The sequence below is a fragment of the Reyranella sp. genome (assembly GCF_004297265.1).
In the GTDB taxonomy this organism is placed as follows: Bacteria; Pseudomonadota; Alphaproteobacteria; order Reyranellales; family Reyranellaceae; genus Reyranella.
Genome location: NZ_SCUT01000056.1, coordinates 151,214 through 175,509, shown reverse-complemented (window position 1 = coordinate 175,509; position 24,296 = coordinate 151,214). Strand labels below are relative to the sequence as shown.

The window sequence follows — 24,296 nt, the reverse complement described above, 5'->3', positions numbered from 1 at the left end:
CTTAGCCGGGACGCTACTCCGCCGCCTGCTTCTGCGCGAGGCGGTCGGGGGTCAGCGTGTAGGTCGTAAACTGGCGGTTCAGCGCCGGCATCGGGCAGGCTTCGAGATGGCCCTCGGCCGGGCGCATCAGGATCATGGCCGTCGTGGCCGTCATGACGCCGCGCGTGTTCATCCGCGGCGGGCGGCAGACCGAATGCGGCGTGCCCCAATCGTCGAAGAAGGCCTGGCGGAAATCCTCCAGGGTGAGCTTGCCGCGCCTGGGCGAGAGCTGGTCGCGGACTCTCTTGTCGCGATAGATCGAGTCGGGCGTCTCGGCGAGGCCGGTATCCTTCACCTTGGCGCGCGCCGACTCGGCGATCCAGTGATTGGCGTGCACGTAGAGGCCGCGGTCGGGCGCGATCCAGAACGTATCGTCGGGCGCGCATTCGAAACCGAAGGCCTCGCCGCCACAATGACTCACGGCCATGTGGTTGGAGCCGGGCTTGGGCGTCGAAACGATCGTCTGCACCGCGTTGGCGAGATGGGCCGCCTCCAGCACCTTGCGACGGATGAAGGGCAGCGGAACGCCCGGGCCGCGCTGATAGTCGCGGTCGCATTCCAGCGCGTTGGCGGTGAGGCCGATGCCGGCCGAGTTGAGACCCGAGCGCGCGAGCCCGCCCGCCTCGGTGAAAGTCAGGATGTCGGGTCCGTCGTCGCGGCGGATGCGCAGCACCACGCCGGTCTCCGCGCATTCGGCGCGCCAGTCCCAGTTCTGTCCGTGCAGCAGGACGCCGTCGGCGCTGGCTTCAGGCAGCGCGAGCGCCGCCGTGCAGCCGTCGGGGAAATGCTTGGCCGCCTGCGCCTTGCGCGCCGCCACGACCATCTCGGTGCGCGCGTTCATCAGCACGACGGCCGCGAAGGGCTCGTTCGCGCCCTCGGCGATGCCGCGCATCTCCTCGACATAGGCCGGATCGAACTTTTCGATCAGCGGCACCATCGCCTCGGCACGTCGCTCCAGCTCCTTCCAGTCGACACCCGACTTGAGCAGCGACTCGGCGTACATCTTCGCGCCGCGCTTCAAGCGATCCGCGGCGGCCTTGCCATGGATCCGGCCCCGCTCCCGGGGGCCGCCGGACAGATCGATCAGCGGAAAGGGAGCGTAGTCGGTCATAGGAGCCTCTTATGGGTGGCCCAACTTAGGGATGTCCAAGAAGGGCCTGGCGGAAACGGTCCTTGAGATGCGCGCCGTCCTGCGGCGGCATCACGAATTCCAGCTTCTCTACCATGACCTTGACGAGGCGGAACACCGGACCCTTCTTGGTGCGGACGTCCTTCACCAGCTCTGCGACCTCGCCCGACTCGCGCACGGTCGTGGCGTCGGCGATGCCGCAGCCGCGTGCGATCATGGCGAGGTCGGTGCCGGCGCCGGAATCGGTCGGGCCATTGTTTCGCGGACTCGTATGAGTGGCCTGGTTGCCGGTCTCGCCGAACTTCTCGTTGTCGAGCACGACGATCGCCAGGTTCTCCGGCATCTGCGTCGCCACGGTGGCGAGCGAGCCCAGGCTCATCAGCATGTCGCCGTCACCGGTGATCACCAGCACGCGCTTGGTGGGCTGCGCCATCGCAAGGCCCAGACCCATGCCGACCGGGGCGCCCATCGAGCCCCAGAGCGGCATGTTGAGCGGACGGTCGCCGGCGGCGGTGATATCCCAGTTCGATGAGCCGAGGCCCGCGATGACAAGGAGGTCGTCGCCGGCATTCTCGAGGAGTTGCTTGACCAGCGGGCGACGCTGGAGAGTTGCGCCTGACTTGTTGGGGCTCATCCTACTTCTTCCCGAAATTCTTGATGCCGATCAGCTTCTGGCGCAGCAGCACGGCGACGGCCTGGCCACCGTTGAAGGCCGAGCGCGCGGCGGCATCGACAGTCGCCTTCACCTCGTCGGCGGTCTCGACCGAGTAGAGCAGCACGCCCATGGCTTCGAGCACCTTCGGCGTGCCCTGGCCCATCGGATACTGCCAGGAATTGAACTCGCCCCAGTCGCCACGCATCGTGATCAGGGTCAGGAACGGGAAGCGCAGGGTCTTCGGCATGCCCATCAGGTTGATGGTATTGCCGACGCCCGAGCTCTGCATCAGCAGCACCGAGCGCTGGCCTCCCAGCCATGCGCCGGCGGCGAGCGGAATGCCCTCCTCCTCGGTCGTGAGCGCCAGGGTGCGCATCGAGTTGGTCTTCTGGCAGGCCTCGATCAGGCGGCCATGGCCGGCGTCGGGCACGTGATAGACCTGCTTGATGTCGTGGTCCTGGAAGACCTCGAAAATCTGGTCGCGCCAATCAAGTTTGGACGGGGCCGGCTGCGTCGGGGCGGCGGTCATGTTTCTCCCATTCCCGGTTCTGGATCGGCCGGCACAGTAGCTATAACGGCCGCGAAACTGGACGACTGTTGGGAATGAACAGATATAACGATATTGTATGGCTCCCATGGAGCTTTCCCAACTTCGCACCCTAATCCATGTCGCTGAGCTCGGCAGCCTGAGCAAGGCGGCCGACCGGATCGGTATCGCCCAGCCGGCGCTCAGCCGCCAGATACGGATGCTGGAAGAGGAGCTGTCGGTCCGCCTGTTCACCCGGCACGGGCGCGGCATGGTCCTCACCGAGAAGGGCCGGGAGATCCTGGAACACGCGACGAGGGTCATGACCGAGCTGGAGGAGATCCGCGCCACCGCCGCCGATCTCGACGCGCCGCTGCGCGGCCGGATCGCCATCGGCTTTCCGCCGACCGTGGCCGACATCCTCTCGTTGCCGCTGGTCGCCGCCTTTGGAAAGACCCATCCGCAGGTCGAGCTGCGTCTGGTCGGCGCCTATACCGGTCACCTGATCGACTGGTTGCATCGCGGCGAGATCGATGTGGCGATCCTCTACGATCCGCATGTCGCCCGGTCGCTGCGCACAGAGCCGCTGCTGCTCGAGAACCTGTTCCTGATCGGACCGCCAGGCTCGGGACTTTCCGCCGATCGCTCGATCCCGTTCAGCGATCTCGACCTCAAACGCATCCTGCTGCCGAGCACGCGCCATGGCCTGAGAACGATCGTCGAGCAGTGCGCCGTGGAAGCTGGCATCACATTGCACATCGCCGTCGAAGCGGATTCCTACGCCACCCTGAAGGACCTCGTCCGTCACGGCCACGGCTGGACGATCCTGCCGCTCTCGCCCATCCACGACGACATCGCAGCGGGACGGCTGCTCGCGGCCCCGCTCACCGATCCGGCGCCGGTCCGACAACTCGTCCTGTCCTATCCGGCCGACCGGCCCGTCTCGCGCTTGACGCGATTTGCCGGCGAGACGATCGCCGACATCGTTGCCGACCAAGTCGAACGGAAGATCTGGCCGGGGCAACTGCTTAGAAAGGCTTGAGCACCACCAGGAAGACGATGGCGATCATCAGCAGGGTCGGCACCTCGTTCCACCAGCGATAATAGTTCGCCGGCCGGACGTTCCGGTCCGCCGCGAAGTCCTTGCGCCAGCGGCCGTACAGGTGGTGCACCACCGTGAGGACGCAGACGAAGGTGAACTTGGCGTGCCACCAACCCGAGTGCCACCACTCGCCCTGCCAGGTGAGCAGAAGGCCGAAGATCCAGGTCGCGATCATCGCCGGGTTCATGATGCCGCGCAGCAGGCGCCGTTCCATGGTCTTGAAGGTCTCGCTCTGCACGGAGCCTTTCTCGGCATCTGCGTGATAGACGAACAGGCGCGGCAGGTAGAGCAGTCCCGCCATCCAGGCGATGACCGAAATGATGTGCAGCGCCTTCAGCACTTCGTAGAGCATCAGACCGCTCCGGCGATCAGCGGGCAGCCGCGGTGGTTGCCGTTGCAGGGCATTGTCCTCGCACCGTGACAGATCGCGACCTGCGGCTCGGCCAGCACTGCACGCACCCGGTCGGCGAGACCGGCGATGAAAGCGGGATGCGTGCCCACCGTCGGCACGCGGACGTAGGCCGGCACACGGCTCTCATTGGCCAGGGTGCGATAATCCATGTCGAGTTCGACCAGCGTTTCCGAATGTTCCGACACGAAGGCAAGCGGATAGAGCACCACGGCTTTCCCATCCGTGCCCGCACGTCGGATTTCGTCGTCAGTGGGAGGGCCGATCCATTTCAGGGGCCCGACGCGACTCTGGTAGCAGACCGACCAATCGAGGCCGCCGATACGTTCAGCAATCGCCCTGGCCGTGCGCTCGACCTGCGCCTGGTAGGGATCGCCGGCCTTGATGACCTTCTCCGGCAAGCCATGCGCCGAGAACAGAACACGCGTCGGACGGTCGCCTGCTTCCACCAGCCCCTGCTTCAGCAGGTCGACGGAGGCCGCGATGAAGCCATCCTCGTCGGGATAGCAACATACGGTTTGCGTCGGCACGCCGAGCTTCGCGGCCACGGCCGCTTCCTTCCAGGCCTTCACCGACGACGCCGTCGTCGTCGTGGAGAATTGCGGATAGAGCGGCAACAGCACGATGCGATCGGGCGCGAAGCGCTTGACCGAGCGCACGACCGCTTCAGTCATCGGATGCCAATAGCGCATGCAGACATAGCCGCGCCATTCATGTTCCGGGCCCAGCGCCGCTTCGAGCGCGCGGGCCTGGGCCTCGGTCTGGCCGAGGATCGGCGAGCTGCCGCCGATCTTCGCGTAGATGCCTTGAGCCTTCGCGGTCCGCCGGCTGGAGATGAACCGCGCCAGCGGCAACCGCAGGAACGATGGCAATGAGATGATTGCCGGATCGCTGAACAGGTTGCGCAGGAACGGCTGCACGGCCTCCGGCGAATCCGGGCCGCCGAGATTGAACAGGACGATCGCGATCTTCATGCTTCTTCCACCTCCCCATTCAAATGGGGAGGTGTCCGCGAAGCGGACGGAGGGGTCATGAATAGCGGGGCCAATTCGGCTGACCCCTCCGTCGGCGTGAGACGCCGACACCTCTCCATTTGAATGGGGAGGATCATGATCCCGGCTTCCAGTTGCGCACGATCTCGATCAGGCGCGCGACATTGTCCGGCGGGGTCTGCGGCACCACGCCATGGCCGAGGTTGAACACGAAGGAGCCGTGGCCGAGCTTATCGAGGATCCGAGTCGCCTCGCGCTCCATCGCCTCGCCGCCCGCCACCAGCATGATCGGGTCGAGATTTCCCTGCACGCAGATGTGCGGCTGTATCTCCTTCGCCGCCCAATGCGCACCGATGCCGGTGTCGAGCGACAGGGCGCTGAACGTCTCGGGCAGGCGGTACATCAGCGCCGCGGGACCGACAGCGCGCGGAAAAGCGATGATCGGCACGCCGGGATGACGCTCGCGCAAGGCCTTGGCGATCCGCACCATCGGATCGAGCGACCAATGGAAAAGTTGTTCTTCCGGCAACACGCCGGCCCAGGAATCGAAGAGTTGCACCGCATCGACGCCGGCCTCGACCTGGTGGCCGAGATGTTCGACGACCGCATCGATGAGAAGATCGATCAAGAGCTTGAAGGACTCGGGATGGGCATAGGCCCACTTCTTCACCTTGGCGAAATCCCTGCTGCCGCTGCCTTCGATCATGTAGCAGGCGAGTGTGAAGGGCGCGCCGGCAAAACCCAGAAGCGCCGTGTCCGCGGGCAGCTCCGCCCGGGTCCGGCGGATCGCCTCGTAAACCGGTGCGAGATGCTCCTGCAGTCGCCCCCGCGACAGGCGGCCGAATTGCGACGGATCGGTCAGCGCCTCGAGCTTCGGGCCCTCGCCTTCCGCGAACCAGACCTTCTGGCCGAGCGCATCCGGTACCACGAGGATGTCGGAGAAGATGATCGCGGCATCCAGCCCAAAACGGCGGATCGGCTGCAGTGTCACCTCGACGGCCTTGTCGGGCGTATAGCAGAATTCGAGGAACGATTTGGTCGTTGCCCGCACGGCGCGATACTCGGGCAGGTAACGTCCCGCCTGGCGCATCAGCCATATCGGTGGCGTCGCATGCCGCTTTCCGGCCAGCGTTTCCAGGAGTTTCCCGCCGCTCACTCTCTGTCCCTCATGCTTCCTTCTACTCTATTCATAATAGGTAGTAGCAGTAGTAGAGCCTGTGGCACGTGGGGATGCGCCTTATTGGCCATCGGTCCCCAGGGGGCTGTGGACCAGAAAATACCGTTTCCACGCGACTGCCGGCCTTGATTCCCGACTCACAGCTCATTCATCCCGAGCTGTACGCAGGGGACGGCGGATTGGATGGGGCGGGCGAGTCGTGTCCCGAATCAGGACCGGGTGGATCGATGTTCCGCTTGTCCCCGAAATCCCCGGCGCAATCCCGCGTTTCTCCCGGCGCACCTGTGGGGTAAAACAAGCCGTGGCCAACCGTAACTTCCACGTCCATCTCGTGTCCGATTCGACCGGCGAGACCGTGTCGAGCGTCGCGCGTGCCTGCCTCGTCCAGTACGAGGGCATCTTCGTCCAGGAGCACGTCTGGTCGCTGGTGCGGTCACCGGCGCAGATGGAGAAGGTGATGCAGGCGGTCGAGCGCGACCGCGGCCCCGTTCTCTATACGCTGGTCGATCCCGATCTGCGCGACGTCGTGCGCGATCATTGCCGGCGCCTGCAGCTTCCCTGCGTCGGCGTGCTCGACCAGGCGATGAGCGTGCTGGCGGTGCATTTCCATTCCAAGAGCGAGCAGTGGCCGGGCCGCCAGCATCAGCTCGACGAAGGCTATTTCGATCGCATCGACGCCATGCACTTCACGCTGGCGCACGATGACGGCCAGTCGACGCACGATCTCGACGATGCCGACGTGATCCTGGTCGGACCCTCGCGCACCTCGAAGACACCGACCTGTGTCTATCTCGCCAATCGCGGCGTGCGTGCGGCCAACGTGCCGCTGGTGCCGCTGGTGCCACCGCCCGCCGAGCTCGAAGCGGCCAGGCGGCCGCTGATCGTGGGGCTGATCACCGATCCCGAACGCCTGGTGCAGATACGCGTCAACCGGCTGCGGCTCATGCAGCAGGAGACCGAGACGGACTATACCGACATGGATACCGTGCAGGGCGAGATCCAGGACGCCCGACGCCTCTATGCGCGCCGCAAATGGGCGACGATCGACGTGACCCGCCGGTCGATCGAGGAGACCGCCGCGGCGATCCTCCAGATGTTGGCGACCCGCCGGGAGCAGCGGCTGCAATCGAGCTAGGAATACCGGGCAGGAGGCGACCATGAAGGCAGCCTTTGGTGCGTTGAGTTTAGTTCTTTTGGGTACGGCGGCCCTCGCCGCCAACGGCATCGATGTGACGCGCGGCAGCGATGCCAACGTCTACGGCAACTGCGTGCCGAGCCTGGTCGTCGAGAACAAGACGGCCGAGACCATCGACTACCTCCAGGTTGATGTCGTGCTGGCCCTGCGTGATGGCCGCCAGCGCACGGTCGAGCTGAAATCGGCCTATCGCGAAGGCGCGCCCTTTCCCATTCCCCCCGGCGCTTCGGCAACGCTCCGCCAGCATCTCGACACCTCGCGCGCCCTGGGTGTGCCCTGTGGCGAGGTCGCCGAACGCCGGGTTTCCCGGACGATCTGCGAGACGGCTCATGGCACGGCGTGTGCATCTTCGGTCAGTGTGCAACCCTAGGCACCTTTCCCGAGGCATTCTCCATGAAACTTCGTCGTAGGACCGTGCTGGGCGCCGTGGGCGCCTCGCTTCTTGCTGCCCCGGCCCTCGCTCAGGAGTATCCGAACAAGCCGCTGAAGATGATCGTGCCCTACCCGCCTGGCGGCGGCACGGACGGGCTCGGCCGCATCACCGCACAGTTCCTGTCGGAAAAGCTCGGCCAGCAGATCGTCATCCAGAACATCGGCGGCGCTTCCAGCACCATCGGCTCCGACACGGTCCGCCGCGCCGAACCCGACGGCTACACGATCCTGTTCAATGCCAGCCTGTTCGTGCTGGGCAAGACGGTGGTGCCGTCCTGCCCCTATGACCCGCAGACGGATTTCCGCGCCATCGCCCAGGCGGGCGAGGCGCCCTTGGTCCTCCTGGCCAACAACAACGTGCCGGGCAGCGACTATGCTGCCGTCATGGCGGCGGTAACGAAGGACCCGAAGAAGTTCTTCGTGGCGATCTCCTCGGGCGGCTCGGCCGGCCATATCGCGACACTGGCCTGGTTGAAGCGCATCGGCATTCCGCTCGACCAGATCCTCTACAAGGGCACGGCGCCGGCCAACAACGACCTCATGTCGGGCAGCGTCCAGTTCTTCATGGATCCGTGGACGGCCCTCCTGCCGCTCGCCACCTCAGGCCGAGCCAAGGGTCTGTTCGTGACCTCCAAGGAGCGCACGCCGCTCGCGCCCAACATCCCGACGAGCGCCGAAGTCGGCCTGAAGGATTTCAACCTCAGCTCCTGGTACGGCGTCTGGGCGCCCAAGGACACGCCCGATGCCGTCGTGAATAAGCTGGCCGCCGGAATGGCCGAGGTTTCGAAGGACAAGGGCTTCATCGAGAAGACCACCTCGCTCGGCATCGTCCCGACCGCGCGCGGCCCGAAGGAATTCGGGGCTTTCATCAAGCAGGAGATCGAGACCAACACAGCCCTGCTGAAGGAAGCCAACTTCAAGCCGGAGTGACGGCCTCGGCCGTCATCCCGAGCATTTGCGAGGGATCTGCCAAGGAAGGTGGTGAACTATTCCGCCGCTTTCGGAACGAGATCGAAGCGGGAGTCGAAGTCGCGGATGGCGCTTTCGACGGCCGTCGAGATCTGTTTCAGCTTCTCGGCGTGCACGACCTTCAGGCCGAACAGGTCCTTGATGTAGAAGACGTCGACCGCGCGCTCGCCGTAGGTCGTGACGTGCGCGGTGGCGATCTGCAGGTTGAGGCGTGTGAGCGCGCGCGTGACGACGTGCAGGAAGCCCGGCCGGTCGCGGCCGTTGACCTCGATCACCGTGAAGGCGTCGGACGCGTTGTTGTCGATCAGCACCCGCGGCTCCACGGTGAAGACGCGGTCGCGCTTGGGCCACGAGGCCCGCTGGCTGTCGAGTTCGCGCTGGATATCGAGCCGGTTGGACAGCGAAAGCTCGACCCGGGCGGCCAGCCGCGCCAGCCGCTGCGGCCCGTCGAACGGCTTGCCCTCGAGGTCCTGGATCCAGAAGGTGTCGAGCGCCATGCCGTTGGCCAGGGTGAAGATCTTGGCGTCGACGATGTTGGCGCCGCTGATCGCCATGGCGCCGGCGAGGCGGGCGAACAGGCCATGGGTGTCGAGCGTGTAGATCGTGACCTCGGTCACCGAGCGCTCATCGTCGACCCTGTGCTCGATGGCGAGCGGTTGCTTGGCCCTCTCGGCGCCACGCACCAGTTCGGCCTGGCGAACCAGCGTTTCGATGGGGAAGGACAGCCAGTAGGAGGCGTAGCCGCGCGAAAAATGCGCTTCCTTGTCGGCGTCGCTCCAGCCCGGCAGTCGCTTGGCGACTTCGGCCTGGATCTGCTTGATGCGCTCGGCGCGGCCGCCGCTCAGCGTGCCGCCCGACAAGACCTGCTCCGTTGCATTATAGAGCTGGCGCAGCAGGGCGGCCTTCCAGTTGTTCCAGACGTTCGGGCCCACGGCGCGGATATCGCAGACCGTCAGGACCAGCAGCAGGCGCAGGCGCTCGGGCGACTGGACGAGTGCTGCAAAGGTTTCGATGGTCTTGGGATCCATCAGGTCGCGCTGGAACGAGGTGCCCGACATGGCGAGGTGATAGCGTACCAGCCACGCCACCGTTTCGGTCTCGGCAGCGCTCAGGCCGAGGCGAGGTCCGAGCTGCATCGCCACCTCGGCGCCAAGCACGGAATGATCGCCGCCGCGTCCCTTGGCGATGTCGTGCAGCAGCACCGCGAGGTAAAGCACCGGCCGGGACACGATCTTGTGCACCACGTCGGCCGACATCGGGTGGTCTTCCTTGAGCGCACCCGATTCGATCTTCGAGAGGATGCCGATGGCGCGGATCGTGTGCTCGTCGACCGTGTACGTGTGGTACATGTCGTGCTGCGTCTGCGCGACGACCCTGCCGAAATCGGGCACGAAGCGGCCGAATACGCCGGCCTCGTTGAGGCGTCGCAAAGTCGTCTCCGGATCATGACGAGACGTCAGCATCTCCATGAAGAGACGGTTGGCTTCCGGATCGTTGCGCAGCCTGTCGACCAGCCGGATGTTCTGCGTGATCAGCCGCAGGGTCGCGGGATGGATGTCGAGATCGTTCTCCTGCGCCACATGGAACAGGCGCAGGATGGCGACGGGATCCTTGCTGAAGGCATCGGGAGAGGCGACGGCCAGACGCTCCCCGTCCAGGCGGAAGCCTTCGAGTTCGCGCGGCCGCAGGCTCTGCCACAGCGCGGCGAGCTTGGGCTTGCGACGGCGGCTGTCCTCGAGGGCCGCCACGAAGATGCGTGTCAGGTCGCCAACCGTCTTGGCGTGGAGATAGTAGTGCTTGGTGAAGCGCTCGACGCCGCGGCTGCCCGGCCGGTCCTGGTAACCCAGGCGCGCCGCGATCTCGCGTTGAAGATCGAATGACAGGCGATCGTCGGCGCGGCCGGTCAGATAGTGGATGTGGCATCGCACGGTGGAGAAGAAGCGCTCGGCGCGCTCGAAGAGCCTGGCCTCTTCCTTGGTGAGCACGCCCTTGGCGACCAGCTCGCCCGGTTCGCTCACGCGGTAGAGATACTTGGCGATCCAGAACAGCAGGTGCAGATCGCGCAGCCCGCCCTTGCCTTCCTTGACGTTGGGCTCGACCACATAGCGCGAATCGCCCATGCGCTGGTGGCGCTGATCGCGCTCCGCCAGCTTGGCGTCGACGAAGTCGCGGCCGTCGCCGCTATAGAATTTCTGCGCGAAGCCGCGTTGCAACTCATCGAACAGCGCGCGGTCACCCCACAGATAGCGGGCCTCCAAAAGGGCGGTGCGGATCGTCTGGTCGCGTTCGGCGTAGCGCAGGCTCTCCTCGACCGTGCGGGTTGCGTGGCCGACCTTGAGGCCGAGGTCCCACAGCAGATAGAGCATGAACTCGACGATCTGCTCGCCGCGCGGGGTCTGCTTGTAGGGACGCAGGAACAGCAGGTCGATGTCGGAGAGCGGCGCCAACTCTCCGCGACCGTAGCCGCCGGTCGCCACCACGCCGAGCCGTTCCGCGGCGCTGGGATTGGCGGCCGGATAGGCGTGATGGTCGGCGAAGTCGAACAGGACCCGGATGATCTGGTCCATCAGGTAGGAGGTCGCGACCAGGACCGCCGGACCGTCATTCTTGAGTGGGCCCGGCTCCTCGAAGCGGCGGCGGATCTCGGCCCGGCCCTTGGCCAGCGCATCCCGCAGCAGGGCCAGCACCGGCGGGCGCGGCGGCTCGCCACCGTCCGGCAGGTCCTCGACCAGGCGGGCGAGGGCCTCCTCGAGGGTGCGGCGGCGCACGATGGCGCGGCGGTCCGGAATCTCGTCGTAGGGTTGGGCCATGGCCGGCGGATACTACAGGGCGCGGGTAGCTTACAGTAGGGCTCATGACCCAGTCTTTCACCCTGGCGGTTTTCACGAAGAATCGGGTGAATCCGGCCTACGACGCCGCCCGGCTGGCGGTCGACCGGATCGCGGCCGAGGCCGGCGCCCGCGCCGTGCACTATGTGCCGGCGACGCCTGACCATGTCGGCGAGCAGAAGGCGCTGGTGGCCGAGGCGCTGGCGGCGCGGCCGGATGCGGTCCTGTTCAACCCGACCGACGATGTCGCGATGGAAGAGGACGTAGCCCGGATCGCCGCGGCCGGCATCCCGGTCGCGGTATTCATCAACCGCATGAGGGTGCCGGTCCTGACTTTCGTCGGCTCCGACGATGTCCGGGTGGGCGAAACGATCGCCCGTGCCCTGTTCCGGGGGCTGGTCGGCACCGGCAAGGTCGTGGCGCTGGACGGCACGCCGGGCGCCCGCACCGCGCGCGACCGGACGGAGGGGTTGAAGCGGGCGCTGGCGGAATATCCCGGCATCGAGCTGGTGGGATCGCGGGTCGGCTATCTGCAGGAAGCGCCGGCCCGGACGGCGATGGCTGAATTGCTGCGTGCCCATCCGCAGATCGACGGTGTCTGGACGGCCAACGACGTCATGGCCTTTGGCGCGCTGAAGGCGCTGCACGAGGCCGGACGGAACGCGACCGTCGTCGGCATCAACGGCCTGCCGGCCGCCATCGAGCACATCGAACGCGGCACCATGCTGGCCAGCGTCGATTTCAGCGCCTTCAACATCGCGGCCATCGCGGCCCGCGCCGTGTTGCGGCGTCTCCTGGGTCAGCCCGTGCCAACCGAGGTCATGGTGCCTGCCGAGCTGATCGACCGGTCGAACTGCCATCGCTGGAAGGTGCCGTTCGCGCAACGTCCCGTCCCGAATTGGGCCGATTTCGTGCGATAGTGACCGTCGTCATGTCGTTCAAAGCCTTCCTCGCGACGATGGTGATTCTGCTGAACGCTGTCGCCGTCCACGCTCAGGGTGCGCGCCCTGCCCCGCCGGCGGCGCCGGCTTCCGGCCTGATCGATCTCAACAGCGCCAGTCGCGACGATCTCATGTCGCTCGACGGGATCGGCGAGGTGCGCGCCGACGCCATCATCCGGGCGCGGCCCTTCAAGGCCAAGACCGAGCTGGTCGAGCGTCGCCTGATCCCCGAGGCGCTCTATGAAAAGATTGCCGACAAGGTGATGGCCCGGCCGCCGCCGGTCGCCCCCGCGCCGCGGCCGGCTCAACCCGCGCCCAAGCGGACGTGACCGACGCCACGATCTACGCGCTGGGCACGCCGACGCCCACGCGCGCGCACCCCGGTGCGCTCGCGGTCGTCCGGCTGAGCGGCCCGCGTTCCGGCGACGCGTTGGAATTGCTGACCCGGAGGCCCCTGCCCGCGCCGCGCCGCATGGCCCTGCGCTCCCTGCTCGATCCGTCGACCGGCGAGGTTTTCGACAAGGGCCTGGTCGTGTGGTTCGCCGCGCCCAACACCGAGACCGGCGAGCCGATGGCCGAGCTGCATCTTCACGGTGGCCGCGCCGTCGTCGGGGCGGCGCTGGAGGCCATCGCCCATCTCGGCTTCTGCCGGTTGGCCGAGCCCGGCGAGTTCACGCGCCGCGCCTTCGAGCACGGCAAGCTCGATCTCACCGAGGCCGAGGGCATCGCCGATCTGGTCGCGGCCGAGACGGCGGCACAGCGGCGGCAGGCGCTGCAGCAGATGGACGGCGCCCTGCACCGGCTCTACGAGGACTGGCGAGCCAAGGGCCTGCGTGCCCTCGCCCATCTCGAGGCGGCCATCGACTTTCCGGACGAGGATCTGCCCGAGGGTCTGGCCGACGAGGTACGGGTCGCCGTTACCGGTCTGCAAAAGGAAATCTCGGCTCATCTGGAGGATCGCCGCGGCGAGCGTCTGCGCGACGGCCTGTCGATCGCGATCATCGGGCCACCCAATGCGGGCAAGTCCTCGCTGCTCAACCTCCTCGCCCGCCGCGAGGCGGCGATCGTCTCGGAAACCGCCGGCACGACGCGCGACGTGATCGAGGTCCATCTCGATCTCGGCGGCTGGCCGGTGGTGCTGGCTGACACCGCGGGCCTGCGCGACTCGGACGATGCAATCGAGCAGGAGGGCGTGCGGCGGGCGCGGGCGCGGGCAGACGCCGCCGACCTGCGCGTGCTGGTGCTCGACGCTTCCGGCGACTGGCGCGCCGGCATGAAAGCGATCATCGACGCGACCGAACGCTGGGATGCGGCGCGCGACATCGTGGTGGTGAACAAGACGGATCTCGTGCCGGTCGACGATCCCGGAATCGTTCCCCTGTCGACCAGGGGAGGCATTGGCCTGCCCGGATTGCTGGTGCGTCTGGAAGCCTCCGCGGAAGCTGCGATGCAGGAAGGTGCCGGCGCGCCGCCCCTCACACGCGCGCGCCATCGCGAAGCGCTGCTGGATTGTCAGGCATCTTTGGAACGCGCGCTGTACGCACCGGAGGTAGCGCTGGCGGCGGAGGACCTTCGCCTCGCAATGCGCGCCATCGGTCGCATCACGGGTACGGTGCGCATCGACGAACTCCTCGATGTGATCTTCCGCGACTTCTGCATCGGGAAGTGAAGACACCGGAACGACTCCCGGCAGGAGACGTTCAGGTCCCGGCATAGTTCGCGAAATCGAGCAGGCGTATGGTGCGGCAACGCGGCCCCGCGCCCGAATGGTGAGTCATGCGGAAGGACAGTCTCGCTCCCTATCGCGCCAAGCGCGACTTCAGCCTGACGGAGGAGCCTTCGGGCAAGGCTTCCGTCCCCAAATCGAAGCAATTGCGGTTTGTGATCCAGCGCCACGACGCCACGCGGCTGCATTACGATTTCCGCCTCGAGCTCGATGGTACGTTCAAGTCCTGGGCCGTGACCAAGGGCCCCTCGCTCGATCCGACGGTCAAGCGCCTGGCGGTCGAAGTCGAGGATCACCCGCTCGACTATGGCGACTTCGAAGGCACCATTCCCGAGGGCCAGTATGGCGGTGGAACGGTCCAGCTCTGGGATCGCGGCTACTGGATTCCCGAGGGCGATCCGCATGACGGGCTGAAGCGCGGCGACCTCAAGTTCACCCTGATGGGCGAGCGGCTGGAGGGAAGCTGGGTGCTGGTTCGCATGAAGTGGGACCGTAAGGGCGGCAAGCGCACGAACTGGCTGCTGATCAAGCATCGCGATGCCGCGGCGCACAAAGGCGACGACGACAGGATCCTGAAGGACCCCAAGTCGATCGCCTCGGGCCGGACGTTGAAAGAGATCGCGCTGGGCACCGGCCGGGCGCCCAAGCCGTTCATGACGAGCAGGAAGCGCGGTGCCGGCGCCGTCTGGCAGAGCAACCGCAAGGACGGGGGTGACGGCGCCGAGCCCAGGAAGAGCAAGGGCAAAGCCAGGAAAGTCTCTTCGATGCCGAAGTTCGTGGAGCCGCAGCTCGCCAAGTTGGTCGAGCGTGCTCCGGCGGCGGCGGGCTGGGCGCACGAGGTCAAGTTCGACGGCTATCGCCTGCAGCTTCGTGTCGAGGACGGCGAGGCGCGCCTGCGCACGCGCAAGGGTCTCGACTGGACGGAGAAGTTTGCCGCCGTCGCGCGACAGGCGAAGAAACTACCCGACTGCATCCTCGATGGCGAAGCGGTGGCGCTCGACGAACACGGCGCGCCGGATTTCGCGGCCCTTCAGGCGGCGCTCTCGGAGGGCAAGTCCGAGAAGCTGATCTTCTTTGCCTTCGATCTGCTGTTCCTGGAGGGCGAGGATCTGCGTGCGCTGCCCCTGTCGGAGCGCAAGGAGCGTCTCAAGCAAGTGCTCGAGGACCTGCCGGAGAATGGTGGCCTGCGCTATGTCGACCACTTCGAGACGGCGGGCGATGCCGTCCTGCAATCGGCCTGCCGCATGCACCTGGAAGGCATCGTGTCGAAGGATCTCGGAGCACCCTACAAGTCGGGGCGCAACGGCAGCTGGACCAAGGCCAAGTGCCGGGCCGGTCACGAGGTGATCGTCGGCGGCTGGACCAGCGAGGGTCGTCGCCTGCGCTCGCTGCTGGCGGGCGTCCATCGCGGCGACGGCAAGAGCCGGAAGCTCGTCTATGTCGGCCGGGTCGGTACCGGTTTCGGCGAGAGCGTGATGCGTACGCTCGTGCCCAAGCTGCGCGCGGTCGAGAGTGGCACCAGCCCCTTTGCAGCCGGCGCCAGCCCGCTCAAGGAAGCCAACATGCACTGGGCGAAGCCCGAGCTGGTGGCCGAGATCGAGTTCGCGGGCTGGACCGGCGCGGGCAACGTGCGTCAGGCTGCCTTCAAGGGCCTGCGCGCCGACAAGCCGGCGGAGGAGGTCGAGGCGGAAGTCGCCGCCAAGCCGGAGAAGGTCGAAATGGCGAAGCCCACGCCGCGCACGACGTCCAGGCGCACACGCAAGGCGGGGCCGACGTCGTCGGGAAGGGCCATCGTGATGGGCGTGTCCATTTCCCATCCCGACAAGGCCTTGTGGCCCGGCGAAGACCCGCCGGTCACCAAGCTCGAACTCGCCCGCTATTACGAGCAGATCGGCGACTGGATGATCGACCACATCGCGGGCCGCCCCTGCTCCATCGTGCGCACGCCCGACGGGATCGACGGCAAGCAGCACTTCTTCCAGCGCCATGCAATGCCCGGCTCGTCACACCTTCTTTCCGAAGTGAAGGTCAGCGGCGACAAGAAGCCCTATCTGCAGATCGACCGGGTCGAGGGCCTCGCGGCGGTGGCGCAGATGGGCGCGACGGAGCTGCATCCGTGGAACTGCCAGCCCGGCAATCCCGAACTGCCGGGCCGCCTGGTCTTCGATCTCGATCCGGCGCCCGATGTCGGCTTCGACGCCGTGATCGCCGGCGCACGCGAAATCGCTGCGCGGTTGAAGAAACTGGGCCTCGTACCCTTCTGCAAGACCACCGGCGGCAAGGGCCTGCACGTCGTGGTGCCGCTGACCGCCGACAGGAAGAGTCCGGACTGGGATACGGCCAAGACCTTCGCCAAGGAGATCTGCCGGAGGGTCGCCGAGGACGAGCCCGACCTCTACGTGATCAACATGGCGAAGAAGGAACGGACTGGCCGCATCTTCCTCGACTATCTGCGCAACGACCGCACCTCGACGGCTGTCGCGCCGCTGTCCTCACGCGCGCGTCCCGGCGCCACCGTGTCGATGCCGATCGAATGGACGCAGGTGAAGAAGGGTCTCGATCCGATGAAGTACACGGTGCGCACGGCGCCGGCTTTGCTGAAGCGCAACAAGCCGTGGAAGGACTACGCGAAGTCCGCACGTCCGCTGCGCGCCGCCATCGAGAAGCTCGTGAAGTCGGAGTAGAAAAATGGCCAAGCAGAAAGCAATGCGACCGACCTGGGAGGGCCACTTGCGCCTGTCGCTGGTGACCTGTCCGGTCGCGCTCTACACCGCGACCGAGCGCACCGCCGACATCCATTTCAACATGATCAATCCCAGGACCAACAACCGCATCCGCATGCAGACGGTCGATGCCGGAACCGGCAAGCCGGTGGATCGCGCCGATCTCGTCAGGGGGTTCGCCGTCTCGAAGAACAAGTACGTGCTGCTCGAGAAGGAAGAGCTCGACGCGGTGCGGCTGGAATCGACGCGCATCCTCGACATCGAGGAATTCGTCGATGCCACAGAGATTGATCGCATCTACTGGGACGAGCCCTACTATCTCGCGCCGTCGGGCAAGACCGGCATCGAGGCTTATGCGGTGATCCGCGCCGCCATGGAAAAGCGCAGGAAGGTCGCGCTGGGTCGCGTCGTCATGCACCAGCGCGAGCGCATCTGCGCCCTGGAGCCGCGCGATAAGGGCATCCTGCTCACGACGTTGCGCACGCACGACGAGATACGCGCCACGTCGGAAGTGTTCGACCGCAGCCTGCCCAGGCCGAATGCGCAGATGCTGCAGATCGCCGAGAAGATCATCGAGCAGCAGGACGCCAGGTTCGATCCGACGCGCTTCAAGGATCGTTACGAGGATGCGCTGCGCGAACTGATCGCGAAAAAGAAGAAAGGCCAGCCCGTCGTCTCCGAGGCGCCGGAGCAGGACGACGAGAAGGTCGTCGATCTCATGGAGGCGCTGAAGAAGAGCCTCAAGGGCGGCGGCGGTCCCTCGCGCGACAAGGCCGACCGCTTCCTCGAAGCGCATGGGCGAAGCAAGGCGAAGCCGAAGGCAAAAGCCAAGACGAAGACCCGCCACAAGGCCGTGTCACGCAAACGCGCGGCTTGAGTCATTGGAGCGCGCCACTCCAGTGGCGCTCATACTCTGTCGACAACCCATGAGCGCCACTGGAGTGGCGCGCTCCATGGCTACCTTTGTTTCTCCCACGCCACCGGCTGCGGCACGCCGTCGACGGTGATGTGGCGGAAGGTGACGCCGTAGGCGGCGTCGATCACGCCGGCGGCGAGGGCAACATCGGGAGGACCGTCGGCCGCGATCTTGTGGTTGGCGAGCACGACGATCCGGTCGGCGAAGCGGGCAGCAAGACCAAGATCGTGAAGGACCACGATCACGCAGGCGCCGCGGGCCGCCTCGGCGCGCAGGATCGTCATGGTCTCGAGCGCATAGGCCGGGTCGAGGCTGGCGACCGGTTCGTCGGCGAGGAAGATCGGCGCTTCGGTGGCCAGCGCGCGGGCCATCATCAGGCGCGCGCGCTCGCCTTGCGACAGCGTGTTGATGGCACGGTCGGCCAGACGCACCCCGTCCACGCGTTCGAGCGCGCGCTGGACGGCTTCCGCATCCGAGGCCCTGGTCGGGCGGCTGAGGTCGGCGCCATGCGGCAGGCGACCGAGCGCCACCAGGTCGCGGGCGCGCAACGGCCAGTAGGCCGACGCGGCCTGCGGCAGATAGGCGATGCTCCAGGCGCGGATGGCCGGGCCGAGCGAGGCCAGGGGCTGGCCGCGCAAGTCGACCTGCCCGGCGGCCGGCGTGTCGAGACCTGCGAGATGGCGCAGCAGGGTCGTCTTGCCGGCCCCATTGGGTCCCACGATCGCGGTGACCTCGCCGGCGCCGAAGGCGAGATCGATGCCGTCGAGAACCACGGCATGGTCGCGGCGGCACACGAGGCCGCGAACGGCGATGGCGGGTGAGCTCATGTGGCGAGCCATGCGCCATGCGCCTTGCGCACCGCACGCACCAGGAACGGCGCACCGACCAGCGAGGTGAAGACGCCGAGCTGCAATTCGGACGCCGTTGGCAGCAGGCGTACGACGGTGTCGGCCCCCAGGACCAGCGCGGCCCCGACCAGCATCGACGGGACCAGCGTACCGCCGGGCCGGAAGCCCACGCGGGCGCGGATGAGATGCGGCGCGATCAGGCCGACGAAGCCGATGACGCCGGCCACGGACGTGGCCGCGCCGACCATCAAGCCGACGCCGAGGGTGAGCCTGAGGCCGAGCGATCTCGTGTCGGCGCCGAGGCTGCGCGCCGTGTCCTCGCCCAGGGACAGGGCGTCCAGCCAGCGGCCGGCCCCCAACACGATGGCCGCGCCGACAATCATGAAGGGCGCCGCGATGGCGAGATAGCGCAGGTCGCGGTCGACGATCGAACCGGCCAGCCAGAGCGAGATCTCCTGGTAGGCGAAGGGATTGGGCGACAGCGCGAGGACCAGCGAGATCAACGCCGCGGCGATGGCGTTGATCGCCACCCCCATCAGCAGGAGCGAGACCGTCCCCGTGCCCGACCGTACCGCGCCCATCAGCAAGGCGACGGCGATCGCGGCGCCGGCGATGCCCGCCAGCGGCAGCGCCAGCACGAAGGCGGCGGCGAGACCGCTGTAGAAGGCGCACACGGCGGCAAAGCCGGCGCAGGCCGACACGCCGATCACGCCGGGCTCGGCCAGCGGATTGCGCAGCCAGCCCTGCAGCACCGCGCCGCTGAGGCCCAGCACGCCGCCGATCAGCAGGCCGAGGGTCGCGCGCGGCACACGCAGTTCCCAGACGATGGTCCAGCCGACCTCGTTGCCCAGCCGCCACGGCCACCAGGCCGGACCGACCGCCAGCGACAGGAGATAGAGTGCCGCGACCAGCAGCAGGAGCCAGCGGTTCATCGCCCTGCCTCCGCGAGGCGCCGCATCGTCTCGAAATTGTCCGGCCCCGCGCAGATCGAATATTTCGTTGGCACCGAAGCAAGCTTCGCCTGGCCTGCCAGGGCAAGCAGCGCGTGGTGGCCGACGAACTCGGTGGCGCGCGCCGGGTTGTCGTTGGCAGTGCCGTCGAGCACCACGAGGTCGGGTTGACCCGCGAGGACAGTTTCGAGCGACAGGCGGCCGAAGGAGCCGATGCCGAGTTCCGAAGCGAGATTGCGATAGCCCGAGAGACGCAGCAGCTCGTCCATCAGGCTGCCCTTCCCCGACGTGCCGCGATTGGCCTCGAGATAGACGGCCGTGCCGCGAGGCGCACCCTTCCAGGCCAGCTGGCGGCGCTGCTCGCGCATGCCGGCGATCAGGCTCCGGCCGACGTCTTCGCGGCCGAGCGCCGCCGCCATCTGTTCGATGACCGTCTCGGCCTCCCCGATCGAAGTCGCCCAAGGCAGTTCGAGCACGCGCACCCCGGCGTCGCGCAGTAGGCGCTTCAGCCGCGCGTGCGAGCCCTGGCCGAGGATCACGAGATCGGGCCGCAGGATCAGGATCGATTCGACGGAGTCGCGCACCGGCGGGAGGGCGGCGGCGCGGTCGGCCAGCACGGAGAGGCGCGGGTCCTGCGAAAGGTAGCTGACGCCGACGAGCTGATCCGGCGCCGCGAGGCGCAGCGCCATCTGGTCGAGGCAGAGATTGAGCGTGACCACCCTCTGCGGCACCTGGGCGGCGGCCGGGACGGCGGCGAGCAGCAGTATCAGGCACGTGAAGGCGCGAACAAGATTCCGAAAGAATCCGTCGTCTCGACCGGAGCGCGCAGCGCGGAGTGGAGAGACCTTCTCTCTACGATTGGCCGGCTTTTGGCGGAGAGAAGGTCTCTCCGCTGCGCACCTTCGGTGCTCCGGTCGAGACGACGGGAATTTTTCGATTGGCATCATCTCACGACACGCCAGTTAGCGAGGTGGCGTGTGCCGGCCGTCCAATCGATCAGCGCGATGCCTGGCTCAGGCGACGCATGGGAGAAGGCGATCGCACCATCGACGGCCGCAACCGACTGGGCCGCGTCGAAATCGAGCACGTCCTTGCCGGTGCGATTGCAGACGAGGACGGGCCGGCCGGTCGTCGCGGAGGCGCGCTCCCATTCGCCGTCGGGCCCGTGAAGGCCCGGCGCCCAGGCGGCGGAGGACAGGAGCAGGTCGACACCCTGGGCCGCGGTCTCCTCGACCAGACGGGGCGAATACAGGTCAGCGCAGACGAAGAGACCGATCCGGCCGACGCCATCGACCGCCAGTACCGACGGCCGGTCGCCCGGCGTCGACCAGGATTCCGAGCCCATCCGAAGGGCGTTCACCTTGCGGTGCCGTCCAGCCACCGACCCATCAGGCGCGAACAGGATCATGCTGTTGAACAGCGCGTCCTTCTCGGGCGCGGCTTCCGGGGTGCCGAGCACCAGAGACGCCCCGGTCTCCCGCGCGAGCCCGCCGGCCCAGGCGAACAGCGCGGGCTGTCCGGGGGCGATCCAGTCGGTGCCGACCAGGTCTCGAAAGCCGTAGCCGCTCACGGCGAGTTCCGGCGTCACGATCAGCCGGGCGCCGCTTGCCGCGGCCCGGCGCACGGCCTGCTCGAGGGCGGTTCTGTTCATCCCGATCTCCCCGGGCCGGGGGGCGAGATGGAGCAGGGCAATCGTCGAAGTCGAGGTGGCGGTCGCTGGGGTCACGGTAGCGAAAGCTAAGCCACCGGCGAAGACTTGCAGCAAGTTTCGCCGGTGACGCAGGCGTGTCGCGCCGCTCAGAACCGGGCCTTCACGCCGAAGAACGCCTGGAAGTACGGCGCCTGATAGCCTTCCGGCTCCTCGTATACCCGGTCCAGGACGTTCTCGGCGCGGGCGAAGAGCTGGACCGACGGGATGACGTCGTACTGGGCCGTGATCCGCACCAGCGTGTAGGGCGCCGGGGTCATGAGCGCGCCGGTGGTGGCGTTGATGTCGGTGCGGCTGTTGACCTGCAGCACGCCGACGCCGAACAGGGTGTTCTCCCACGGGCGCACTTCGGCGCGGATGTTGAAGGTGTCGCCCGGCCGGCGCACCAGCGGCTGGTTGGCGTCGACGTTGCGCGCGATGAGGTGCGTGTAATCGAAGTACAGATCGAACCACTTCACCGGGCTGATCTGCAAAGTCACCTCGAAGCCTTCGGTCTGGGCGTTGGCGACGTTCTGCATCAGGGCGAAAGTCGGCGGCGCGCACTGGATGAGGTTCGAGTAGGTGTTGAAGAAGTAGGTGATGCCGGCCTTCACCTTACGGTCGAAGATCCCCTGCTCCACGCCCACCTCGTAGCCGCGCATGTACTCGGGCTGCAGGTTGGGATTGCCGCCGCAGAACGGCCCGGGACCGAACATCTCGATCAGCGCCGGTGCCTTGAAGGCCGTGCCGTACGACGCCTTGATCTTGGTGTCCGTCGGCGCCCATAGGTAGGACGCGCCGGCGCGCCAGGTGCCGACAGTGCCGAACATGTCGTTCATGTCGACGCGGCCGCCGACATTGAGGTTGAAGCCCTCGAAGGGGTTGAGGCGAAGCTGGCCGTAGATGCCGGTCTGGGACATCGCTCCCCAGGACTGGGTAAAGGGCGTGAAGGGGCCGATCGTGTTCGTGTAGGACCATTGGCGATCGTAATCGATGCCGCCGATGACCTCGATCTGGTCGATGATCTTCACCAGGTTCTTGAAATCGGCCTGCAGGCGGCGGCCGTTGAACCAACTGTCGGTGTTGAACGGGAACGGGACCTGCGGGCTGGCATAATCGAGATCGTGCCGCGTGATCGTGCTGTAGTTGACGCCGACGACGGGCTTCCAGCGTCCGTCGAAATACGAGCCTTCGATTTCGCCGCGCGTGTAGAACTGCGACGTGTAGGTATTGGCGTTCGGATCTTCCTGCCCGACCTGGTCGTAGTTCACCTTGGCGTCGATGTAGCGGCCATACCAGTTGAACTGGGTGTTCTCGTTGATCTCGTAGCCGAGGCGCGCCGCGAGCGTGATGTTGCGATAGGGATCGATGTCGACGAAGCCGCCGTTCGGCGTGAACCGGGCCGGCACCGGCGTATCGTTCGGGCTGAAGGTGCCGGCGAATGTCAGGTTGTAATTGAATTTACCTTCACTACCGCGAACATAGGCGCCGCTGTTGCTCGTGAGCCGCGTGCCGAGTTCGGTGAAGGCCGCGCCGTTCATCGGCCCCTTGCCGGCCTTGGTGACCATGTTGATGACGCCGCCCATGGCCTGGCTGCCGTACATCGTGCTCATCGGGCCGCGCACGACTTCGATGCGGTCGAGGTTCTCGGTGAGGAAGTTGCCGAAGTCGACTGCGCCGTTGCCGCTCGACGGATCGCTGACGTTGACGCCGTCGATCAGGACCAGCACGTGATTGGCATTGGAGCCGCGCACGAAGACCGAGGTCTGCGTGCCAACGCCGCCGGACTGTTGCACGGAGACGCCGGGGACTGTCTTCAGCACCTCGGCGGCTGTGCGAAGTTGCCGGCGCTGCATCTCTTCCTGCATGACGACGGTGTAGCTGGCGGTGACCTTGTCCGGATCGGTCGGGAAACGATCGGCCGTCACGACCGTCGTGGGCATCATGGCGTCCGGTTCGGTCTGGGCCTGGGCGGTCATTGGTGCGGCCAGAGGCGCCAGGAACGGAAGGACGAATAGAATTCGACGGATCGGCGTCATCGACGGATCTCCCAAGACAGAACACGCACAAGGCGCGTCACCGCTCGGTTGACCGTCCCGTTGGATTGTCCCGTCCATCGGAAGAGCGACGCTATCGCCGGCAGGTCTTCTGGCTCGCGGGTCGCAGCTCCTGCCCGTCTTCCCAGACCAAATTGGTCCAGTGACGCTGGGGCAGTCGCTCGCCGCTTACAGCTGCGGGTACAGCTGCCGATTAGCCCCCAAAGGAGCATCACGGCATTCCCTGTTAGCCTCCGGTTAAGGAGGACCGTCGATGGGCAATCGTTAAGACACGTCTGCTGCCTCCGTCAAGATTCGGGAGCAGACCCAATGCGAGAGGTGCGTCGTGTGGCTCGCAGGCTACACTTGGGAATGACCAGAATCCTGCTGACCCGTCACGGACACGTCGATGGCATCCACCCCGCCCGCTTCCGAGGTCGGGCCGAACTTCCGCTGACCGACAGGGGGGTGGCGCAGGCCGAAGCACTGGCCGTCCGCGTTGTCGCCCGTTGGAAACCGGTTGCCGTCTATACGAGTTCGCTGCAGCGGTGCGTCGTGACGGGAGGCCGGGTTGCGGAAGTCTGCGGCATTCCCGCGTCCATCCATGAGGGCATGGGCGATATCGATTACGGCGCGTGGCAGATGCGCACCCACGACGAGATCGAGAAGGAATCGCCGGAGGCCTATCGCCTGTGGCGGCGGGCTCCGCATCTCGTGCGCTTTCCTGGAGGCGAATCCCTCCAGGACGTGGTCGCGCGCACGTCGAATGCCCTGCGTTTGGTGCTGGATCGGCACGCCGGCGAGACCGTCGTGCTGGTCGGCCATGACAGCGTGAACCGGGCGCTGTTGCTGCAGCTCCTCGACCAGCCGCTCTCGGCCTATTGGAAGCTGGCGCAGGATCCGTGCGCGTTGAACGAGGTCGAGATCCTGGCGGATGGCGACGTGAGGGTGGGGTTCATCAACGACACGAGCCATCTCGACCATCTGGACCGGGGCTGACCGGAGGCGTAAATGGC

At 66.6% G+C, this 24,296-nt stretch carries 22 protein-coding genes and 1 riboswitch; of the genes, 10 read left to right on the top strand and 12 right to left on the bottom strand.

Going from position 1 to position 24,296, the window contains the following annotated elements:
* Positions 1-13: 13 nt before the first annotated feature.
* The 3 genes from EPO41_RS25870 to EPO41_RS25860 are packed head-to-tail and all read right to left on the bottom strand — an operon-like array spanning position 14 to position 2,352.
* Entirely contained in the window at positions 14-1,150 is a 1,137-nt protein-coding gene (locus tag EPO41_RS25870) for a C45 family peptidase (protein ID WP_296331736.1), read from the bottom strand.
* Between the two features lie 25 nt (positions 1,151-1,175).
* On the bottom strand, positions 1,176-1,802 hold the full coding sequence (locus EPO41_RS25865; protein WP_296331734.1) for a thiamine pyrophosphate-dependent enzyme: 627 nt from the start codon (positions 1,800-1,802) through the stop codon (positions 1,176-1,178).
* 1 nt (position 1,803) lies between these two features.
* On the bottom strand, positions 1,804-2,352 hold the full coding sequence (locus EPO41_RS25860) for a thiamine pyrophosphate-binding protein (RefSeq protein WP_296331731.1): 549 nt from the start codon (positions 2,350-2,352) through the stop codon (positions 1,804-1,806).
* A 106-nt stretch (positions 2,353-2,458) separates the two neighbouring features.
* Between EPO41_RS25860 and EPO41_RS25855 the strand changes: the two genes are divergently transcribed.
* A complete protein-coding gene (locus EPO41_RS25855; RefSeq protein WP_296331729.1) occupies positions 2,459-3,391 on the top strand; it encodes a LysR substrate-binding domain-containing protein in 933 nt (310 codons plus the stop codon).
* Here the strand turns inward: EPO41_RS25855 and hemJ are convergent.
* The 3 genes from hemJ to hemE form a co-directional block, all read right to left on the bottom strand.
* Complete coding sequence (gene hemJ / locus EPO41_RS25850; protein ID WP_296331728.1) at positions 3,378-3,803, bottom strand: protoporphyrinogen oxidase HemJ; 426 nt, start codon at positions 3,801-3,803, stop codon at positions 3,378-3,380. The two genes, EPO41_RS25855 and hemJ, sit on opposite strands and share 14 nt — an antisense overlap.
* On the bottom strand, positions 3,803-4,834 hold the full coding sequence (hemH, locus tag EPO41_RS25845; protein ID WP_296331726.1) for a ferrochelatase: 1,032 nt from the start codon (positions 4,832-4,834) through the stop codon (positions 3,803-3,805). Before hemH ends, hemJ begins: the two co-directional genes overlap by 1 nt.
* Positions 4,835-4,967: 133 nt before the next feature.
* A complete protein-coding gene (gene hemE / locus EPO41_RS25840) occupies positions 4,968-6,008 on the bottom strand; it encodes a uroporphyrinogen decarboxylase (RefSeq protein WP_296331724.1) in 1,041 nt (346 codons plus the stop codon).
* A 322-nt stretch (positions 6,009-6,330) separates the two neighbouring features.
* Here hemE and EPO41_RS25835 point away from each other — a divergent pair, with 322 nt between their 5' ends.
* The 3 genes from EPO41_RS25835 to EPO41_RS25825 are packed head-to-tail and all read left to right on the top strand — an operon-like array spanning position 6,331 to position 8,586.
* On the top strand, positions 6,331-7,164 hold the full coding sequence (locus tag EPO41_RS25835) for a pyruvate, water dikinase regulatory protein (protein WP_296331722.1): 834 nt from the start codon (positions 6,331-6,333) through the stop codon (positions 7,162-7,164).
* 22 nt (positions 7,165-7,186) lie between these two features.
* The gene (locus tag EPO41_RS25830; protein WP_296331720.1) at positions 7,187-7,594 is read left to right on the top strand and encodes a hypothetical protein; all 408 of its coding nucleotides are present in this window, start codon (positions 7,187-7,189) and stop codon (positions 7,592-7,594) included.
* A 23-nt stretch (positions 7,595-7,617) separates the two neighbouring features.
* Positions 7,618-8,586 (top strand): tripartite tricarboxylate transporter substrate binding protein, encoded by a 969-nt coding sequence (locus EPO41_RS25825; protein ID WP_296331718.1) that lies wholly within the window; start codon positions 7,618-7,620, stop codon positions 8,584-8,586.
* A gap of 56 nt (positions 8,587-8,642) precedes the next feature.
* Here EPO41_RS25825 and EPO41_RS25820 read toward each other — a convergent pair whose 3' ends face one another.
* The gene (locus EPO41_RS25820) at positions 8,643-11,435 is read right to left on the bottom strand and encodes a [protein-PII] uridylyltransferase (RefSeq protein WP_296331717.1); all 2,793 of its coding nucleotides are present in this window, start codon (positions 11,433-11,435) and stop codon (positions 8,643-8,645) included.
* A gap of 44 nt (positions 11,436-11,479) precedes the next feature.
* Here EPO41_RS25820 and EPO41_RS25815 point away from each other — a divergent pair, with 44 nt between their 5' ends.
* From EPO41_RS25815 to EPO41_RS25795, 5 genes are all read left to right on the top strand, one after another.
* Entirely contained in the window at positions 11,480-12,373 is an 894-nt protein-coding gene (locus EPO41_RS25815; protein WP_296331716.1) for a sugar ABC transporter substrate-binding protein, read from the top strand.
* Positions 12,374-12,384: 11 nt separating this feature from the next.
* Complete coding sequence (locus tag EPO41_RS25810) at positions 12,385-12,723, top strand: helix-hairpin-helix domain-containing protein (protein ID WP_296331715.1); 339 nt, start codon at positions 12,385-12,387, stop codon at positions 12,721-12,723.
* Entirely contained in the window at positions 12,720-14,063 is a 1,344-nt protein-coding gene (mnmE, locus tag EPO41_RS25805; protein WP_296331714.1) for a tRNA uridine-5-carboxymethylaminomethyl(34) synthesis GTPase MnmE, read from the top strand. Before EPO41_RS25810 ends, mnmE begins: the two co-directional genes overlap by 4 nt.
* Before the next feature lie 107 nt (positions 14,064-14,170).
* Positions 14,171-16,804: a DNA ligase D gene (ligD, locus tag EPO41_RS25800; RefSeq protein WP_296331712.1), complete on the top strand. Its 2,634-nt coding sequence runs from the start codon at positions 14,171-14,173 to the stop codon at positions 16,802-16,804.
* Positions 16,805-16,808: 4 nt separating this feature from the next.
* A complete protein-coding gene (locus EPO41_RS25795; RefSeq protein WP_296331710.1) occupies positions 16,809-17,720 on the top strand; it encodes a Ku protein in 912 nt (303 codons plus the stop codon).
* 80 nt (positions 17,721-17,800) lie between these two features.
* Here the strand turns inward: EPO41_RS25795 and EPO41_RS25790 are convergent, their stop codons facing one another.
* From EPO41_RS25790 to EPO41_RS25770, 5 genes are all read right to left on the bottom strand, one after another.
* Positions 17,801-18,586 (bottom strand): ABC transporter ATP-binding protein, encoded by a 786-nt coding sequence (locus EPO41_RS25790; RefSeq protein ID WP_296331708.1) that lies wholly within the window; start codon positions 18,584-18,586, stop codon positions 17,801-17,803.
* The gene (locus EPO41_RS25785; protein ID WP_296331706.1) at positions 18,583-19,539 is read right to left on the bottom strand and encodes an iron ABC transporter permease; all 957 of its coding nucleotides are present in this window, start codon (positions 19,537-19,539) and stop codon (positions 18,583-18,585) included. The genes EPO41_RS25790 and EPO41_RS25785 overlap by 4 nt, the downstream gene beginning before the upstream one ends.
* Positions 19,536-20,276: an ABC transporter substrate-binding protein gene (locus EPO41_RS25780; RefSeq protein WP_296331703.1), complete on the bottom strand. Its 741-nt coding sequence runs from the start codon at positions 20,274-20,276 to the stop codon at positions 19,536-19,538. Before EPO41_RS25780 ends, EPO41_RS25785 begins: the two co-directional genes overlap by 4 nt.
* Positions 20,277-20,500: 224 nt before the next feature.
* Complete coding sequence (locus EPO41_RS25775) at positions 20,501-21,283, bottom strand: carbon-nitrogen hydrolase family protein (RefSeq protein WP_296331701.1); 783 nt, start codon at positions 21,281-21,283, stop codon at positions 20,501-20,503.
* 71 nt (positions 21,284-21,354) lie between these two features.
* Positions 21,355-23,283 carry a TonB-dependent receptor gene (locus EPO41_RS25770; RefSeq protein ID WP_296331699.1) on the bottom strand — a complete coding sequence of 643 codons (1,929 nt, stop codon included), beginning with the start codon at positions 23,281-23,283 and terminating at the stop codon, positions 21,355-21,357.
* 81 nt (positions 23,284-23,364) lie between these two features.
* Positions 23,365-23,568, bottom strand: a riboswitch (cobalamin riboswitch).
* An 84-nt stretch (positions 23,569-23,652) separates the two neighbouring features.
* On the opposite strand from EPO41_RS25770, the gene EPO41_RS25765 reads away from it, so the two are divergent.
* On the top strand, positions 23,653-24,279 hold the full coding sequence (locus tag EPO41_RS25765) for a histidine phosphatase family protein (RefSeq protein WP_296331697.1): 627 nt from the start codon (positions 23,653-23,655) through the stop codon (positions 24,277-24,279).
* Positions 24,280-24,296 lie beyond the last annotated feature (17 nt).

Bases quoted from the DNA above. Each gene is read 5' to 3' on its own strand.
- EPO41_RS25870 (WP_296331736.1), bottom strand. From the start codon at position 1,150: ATGACCGACTACGCTCCCTTTCCGCTGATCGATCTGTCCGGCGGCCCC.
- EPO41_RS25865 (WP_296331734.1), bottom strand. From the start codon at position 1,802: ATGAGCCCCAACAAGTCAGGCGCAACTCTCCAGCGTCGCCCGCTGGTC.
- EPO41_RS25860 (WP_296331731.1), bottom strand. From the start codon at position 2,352: ATGACCGCCGCCCCGACGCAGCCGGCCCCGTCCAAACTTGATTGGCGC.
- EPO41_RS25855 (WP_296331729.1), top strand. From the start codon at position 2,459: ATGGAGCTTTCCCAACTTCGCACCCTAATCCATGTCGCTGAGCTCGGC.
- hemJ (WP_296331728.1), bottom strand. From the start codon at position 3,803: ATGCTCTACGAAGTGCTGAAGGCGCTGCACATCATTTCGGTCATCGCC.
- hemH (WP_296331726.1), bottom strand. From the start codon at position 4,834: ATGAAGATCGCGATCGTCCTGTTCAATCTCGGCGGCCCGGATTCGCCG.
- EPO41_RS25830 (WP_296331720.1), top strand. From the start codon at position 7,187: ATGAAGGCAGCCTTTGGTGCGTTGAGTTTAGTTCTTTTGGGTACGGCG.
- EPO41_RS25825 (WP_296331718.1), top strand. From the start codon at position 7,618: ATGAAACTTCGTCGTAGGACCGTGCTGGGCGCCGTGGGCGCCTCGCTT.
- EPO41_RS25820 (WP_296331717.1), bottom strand. From the start codon at position 11,435: ATGGCCCAACCCTACGACGAGATTCCGGACCGCCGCGCCATCGTGCGC.
- EPO41_RS25815 (WP_296331716.1), top strand. From the start codon at position 11,480: ATGACCCAGTCTTTCACCCTGGCGGTTTTCACGAAGAATCGGGTGAAT.
- EPO41_RS25810 (WP_296331715.1), top strand. From the start codon at position 12,385: ATGTCGTTCAAAGCCTTCCTCGCGACGATGGTGATTCTGCTGAACGCT.
- ligD (WP_296331712.1), top strand. From the start codon at position 14,171: ATGCGGAAGGACAGTCTCGCTCCCTATCGCGCCAAGCGCGACTTCAGC.
- EPO41_RS25795 (WP_296331710.1), top strand. From the start codon at position 16,809: ATGGCCAAGCAGAAAGCAATGCGACCGACCTGGGAGGGCCACTTGCGC.
- EPO41_RS25790 (WP_296331708.1), bottom strand. From the start codon at position 18,586: ATGAGCTCACCCGCCATCGCCGTTCGCGGCCTCGTGTGCCGCCGCGAC.
- EPO41_RS25785 (WP_296331706.1), bottom strand. From the start codon at position 19,539: ATGAACCGCTGGCTCCTGCTGCTGGTCGCGGCACTCTATCTCCTGTCG.
- EPO41_RS25770 (WP_296331699.1), bottom strand. From the start codon at position 23,283: ATGACGCCGATCCGTCGAATTCTATTCGTCCTTCCGTTCCTGGCGCCT.
- EPO41_RS25765 (WP_296331697.1), top strand. From the start codon at position 23,653: ATGACCAGAATCCTGCTGACCCGTCACGGACACGTCGATGGCATCCAC.